Origin of the sequence: Sphingorhabdus sp. (assembly GCF_044357595.1) — a bacterium.
In the GTDB taxonomy this organism is placed as follows: domain Bacteria; phylum Pseudomonadota; class Alphaproteobacteria; order Sphingomonadales; family Sphingomonadaceae; genus Sphingorhabdus_B.
On record NZ_JBIKPH010000177.1, the window covers coordinates 1 to 3,710 of the forward strand.

Below are 3,710 nucleotides of genomic sequence, written 5' to 3' on the forward strand. Positions count from 1 at the left end.
ATGGTGACAAGGTCCGTGAGGCTTTTTCTCGTTTCGACGTTCTCGAACGCCGCGTTGACGAGGCGCAGGGATATGCGGACTCGCTCGTCATAGGCGCAGATGGTCCGCGCAGCTTAGGCGATGAAATCGCAGCACTCGAGACCTTCGACGTTGTCGATGCAGAGCTTGAGGAAATGAAAAAGGCCATGAACGCTCAACAGAAAACGGAAGGCTAACCCATGGCAGATATATTAGTCCCGGTCATGGTTGTAGGAATGCTGTTTGTTGCACTCCCATGGCTTGTGCTTCATTATGTGACCCGCTGGAAAACCGCAGCAACACTCACCAACGATGATGAGCGGATGCTTGGCGACATGCATGAACTGGCCCGCCGGCTTGAAGATCGCCTGGAGACGGTGGAACGTTTGGTCGCGCAGGAAAATCCGGAGTGGCAGCCACGTCGCATTGACCTCGATACAACGGCTTTTGGCCCGGAAAATGTTCGCAAGCTAGAAAGGAAGCGCTGAAATGTCAGGGAAACACACCAAATTCTATCTCGACAAGCAAAATGCGAAATGGAAAGGCGTCTGCGCCGGAATTGCCGACTATACGGGCGTTGATGTTCTCTGGGTTCGCTTGGGTACCGTGATGTTTACGCTTATGGGCGGCTTTCCCTGGACCCTGATTGCGTATGTGATCACGGCGTGGATGGCACATCAGAAACCCATTCATCTTTACACGGACGACCGTGAAGAGCAGAAATTCTGGCAAGGCGTGCGTCAATCGCCCGCCCGCACCACCCGCGACATCCGCTCACGCTTTCGGGAGATCGATCACCGGTTGGCTGAAATGGAAGCCTATTATGTCAGCAACAACAAGCAGCTGGCCGACGAAATCGAAAGCCTTCGATAAGCGGCGACATTCTGGAAGGAAAAATCATGTTCACGCTTATCATTCTCGGGCTGATTGGGTGGTTTGCATACCGTTACTTCGCACAGAAGAAACGCAAGGCGGATCGCCGCAACTGGAGTGTTGATTTTCGCGACACCGCTATCCGCCCGGTCACATGCCGCTTGCCTTGGAAGGATTTATAATGAGCTTTGGCGGACCAAATTTCGTCATCGCCATTGTTGCGCTGATGACGGTCGGCTGGCTGGTTAACAACTGGATCCGCGCCAAACATGGCTATCCTTTGGAAGATGAATGGGGAGGCAAGACCGCGCTGACCGATGGCGACTATCCCGAAGTAGAGCGAAAAATCATGCTGCTGAGCAACGAAAATGAGACGCTCAACGGCAAGATTGGCCATCTGGAAGAACGAGTTGCCGTGCTTGAACGGATTGTAACGGACAAGGCGGGACGTCTTTCAGAAGAAATCGAACGGCTGCGCTAACCCTACAACCGTCATTGACCAAATATGTTTACACCTAGGAGAAATTTATGGGCCCGTTTGAAATGGTCGTTGCGATTATCCTTATCGTCACGATCGGAAAGATTATCCAGACAAAGCAAAAGGCCAAGCATGGCATTGTGGAAGACGAAGACTTCATGGGTACAAAAACACACCGCCTGTTGAACAGCGCGGAAACGCAGCAAATGCAGGATGAAATACGCGGTCTAAAGGAACGCATTCAGGTGCTTGAGCTTATCGCGACGGACAGCAGCAGCGCGAACGATCTTAACCGTCAGATTGAGGAATTGCGCGACCGGTAACGGCGTGCGGAACGAAAGATAGGAACCATGGAACAGGATCCCAATTTCTACATCATTATCGGTAGCTTTGCTGTGCTCACGGTTGGGATTGTATCTTCGCTGGGGTTGCGCGGATGGCGTGACTGGATTGCGCTAAAGCATGCCGAATTGGACATTGCCCGCCGTAGCAGTGATGCGCCCGTGCCGTCGGCCACATCGCGTATCGAAGTCGCCGATTTGAAAGAACGCGTCAAAAAGCTTGAGGCTATCGCGGCAGGGATTGATATCTAGCCCTCGCAGCCATATGCGGTGCACATGACCACACTCACCGACATCCAGGAAGAATATGAATTCCTCGAAGCCGACGACCGTTATCGTTTGTTGATCGATCTTGGCCGCGAATTGGCACTTATGCCCGACGTGCTGAAGACCGATGCGACATTGGTGCGCGGTTGCTCGGCGAGTGTTTGGGTTTATCCGGTCACCGACAATAACCAACTTTCGTTTATGGCGGATAGTAATGCCGCGATTACAAAGGGCATCATAGCGCTTGTCCTCAAAACGGTGGACCGCAAAACCGCAACCGAAATTCTGGATACTGATATTGAAAATGCCCTCGCCCCATTTGATCTGAAGAACCAACTCAGTTCAAACCGAACGCAGGGCATTCCCAATATGATATCGCTTATCCGCGAAACAGCAGCGCGTTACGCCACCTGAGCTGGCCTCACCCCCAGCCAAATCGCGAAGGCCGGAAGGCGGGGCAGCAGCAACCGGTCAAACAGCCATAAAGCCAGCAGTGAAATGGCAAGCAATGGCAACAATATGGCCATTAAAGCGATGATGACCACCACCCCGCGTATTTTCTGCGGCACAGCAGGGGCAATGGGCGCCCCAAGCGCGTCAACGGGCTTACGCCGCCGCCACATCATAAAGCCCGATATGACCAAAGTGATCAGGCCTAACGCGGTCAACACACCGACAAGCTGATTGATCCAGCCAAAAAGCTGCCCCTCATGCCATGCAATCCCATAATTGACGGCCTGATCAATGACATGCTTATCCGCAAAGCTCGTTCGCGACAGTTCTTTACCGGTAGCGACATCGTACGTGATTTGCCGGTTCAGCGGTCTGTTTTGCGATTCCGACTTTATGGTCCAAGCCATCGGCGTTGGTGGACCAAAGCGCTCCGGCGCGCCCGGAGGCTTCACAAAAACGGGATGCGGTAAATCTTCCAGTTTCGCCTTGGCCACCATGTCGGACAGACCAACAAGCGGTATCCCAGCTGCTTGCATTTTCATCATTGCATCATGATCATGCTCTGCATGTGGGGCATGGGTTCCTGTTTTCCAGTCTTGTGCGCCTTGAACAAGGCCAAGCTCCGCCCTTGCCACGCGAAAGGCATCGCCCCAGACACTCGCCCACGGCAGTCCAGTGGTCAGCAGAACAAGTGCAAGGCCGGAAACCCAAAAGCCAGTCACAGCATGCAGGTCGCGCAGAAATACACGCTTGCCCATCCTTAATCTGGGCCAGATGACGCCCCTAAGCCCCTGCCCGCGCGGCCACCACATGTACAAGCCAGTCAAGATCATCACGATGGCCCAGCAAGCGGCCAATTCAACGATCCAATCCCCAACCCTGCCGATCAAAAGCGAACCATGAATGCGTGAGACCGTTGCGGAAATGCGACTTTCAGGGTCAACACTTCCTAAAACCTTGCCCTGCGGCGACACATAGACGTCACGCATGGACCGGCCATCGGCGAGCCCGACATGGATCACGGCTGCGTCCCCTTCCCGCGCGGGCAAACGGTATCCGTGAAACTGCGCGCCCGGATTAGCGTTCATGACTGCGGCTAGTTGTGCATTGGGGGACACGGCCCCGTGAGTCGAAAGATTGCTAAACGCGCGCTCCTCCCAACGGTCTATTTGCGGCTTGAACAAATAGATTGCACCCGTTGTCGCCAGCACGAGAACAAGTGGCATGACGAAGAGCGATGCATAAAAATGCCAACGCCAGATTGTGCGGTAGAATGATGT

General features: G+C 53.8%; 8 protein-coding genes and 1 pseudogene. 8 read left to right on the forward strand and 1 reads right to left on the reverse strand.

The window, feature by feature from the left end; translation table 11 throughout:
• The 8 genes and pseudogenes from ACIQ2T_RS12420 to ACIQ2T_RS12455 form a co-directional block, all read left to right on the forward strand.
• Positions 1 to 215: pseudogene (locus tag ACIQ2T_RS12420) on the forward strand (phage shock protein PspA); the annotation flags it as partial.
• A 3-nt stretch (positions 216 to 218) separates the two neighbouring features.
• Positions 219 to 506, forward strand: a complete 288-nt coding sequence (gene pspB / locus ACIQ2T_RS12425; protein ID WP_397591083.1) for an envelope stress response membrane protein PspB — start codon at positions 219 to 221, stop codon at positions 504 to 506.
• Position 507: 1 nt separating this feature from the next.
• Positions 508 to 891, forward strand: a complete 384-nt coding sequence (gene pspC / locus ACIQ2T_RS12430) for an envelope stress response membrane protein PspC (RefSeq protein WP_397591084.1) — start codon at positions 508 to 510, stop codon at positions 889 to 891.
• 26 nt (positions 892 to 917) lie between these two features.
• Positions 918 to 1,073: a hypothetical protein gene (locus ACIQ2T_RS12435; RefSeq protein ID WP_397591085.1), complete on the forward strand. Its 156-nt coding sequence runs from the start codon at positions 918 to 920 to the stop codon at positions 1,071 to 1,073.
• Positions 1,073 to 1,372, forward strand: a complete 300-nt coding sequence (locus ACIQ2T_RS12440) for a hypothetical protein (protein ID WP_397591086.1) — start codon at positions 1,073 to 1,075, stop codon at positions 1,370 to 1,372. The genes ACIQ2T_RS12435 and ACIQ2T_RS12440 overlap by 1 nt, the downstream gene beginning before the upstream one ends.
• A 47-nt stretch (positions 1,373 to 1,419) precedes the next feature.
• Positions 1,420 to 1,692 (forward strand): hypothetical protein, encoded by a 273-nt coding sequence (locus ACIQ2T_RS12445; protein ID WP_397591087.1) that lies wholly within the window; start codon positions 1,420 to 1,422, stop codon positions 1,690 to 1,692.
• 27 nt (positions 1,693 to 1,719) lie between these two features.
• The gene (locus ACIQ2T_RS12450) at positions 1,720 to 1,962 is read left to right on the forward strand and encodes a hypothetical protein (RefSeq protein WP_397591088.1); all 243 of its coding nucleotides are present in this window, start codon (positions 1,720 to 1,722) and stop codon (positions 1,960 to 1,962) included.
• A 24-nt stretch (positions 1,963 to 1,986) separates the two neighbouring features.
• Positions 1,987 to 2,391: a SufE family protein gene (locus ACIQ2T_RS12455; RefSeq protein WP_397591089.1), complete on the forward strand. Its 405-nt coding sequence runs from the start codon at positions 1,987 to 1,989 to the stop codon at positions 2,389 to 2,391.
• Here the strand turns inward: ACIQ2T_RS12455 and ACIQ2T_RS12460 are convergent.
• On the reverse strand, positions 2,379 to 3,710 hold a 1,332-nt coding region (locus ACIQ2T_RS12460), incomplete at its 5' end, for a PepSY-associated TM helix domain-containing protein (RefSeq protein ID WP_397591090.1). The genes ACIQ2T_RS12455 and ACIQ2T_RS12460 overlap by 13 nt on opposite strands.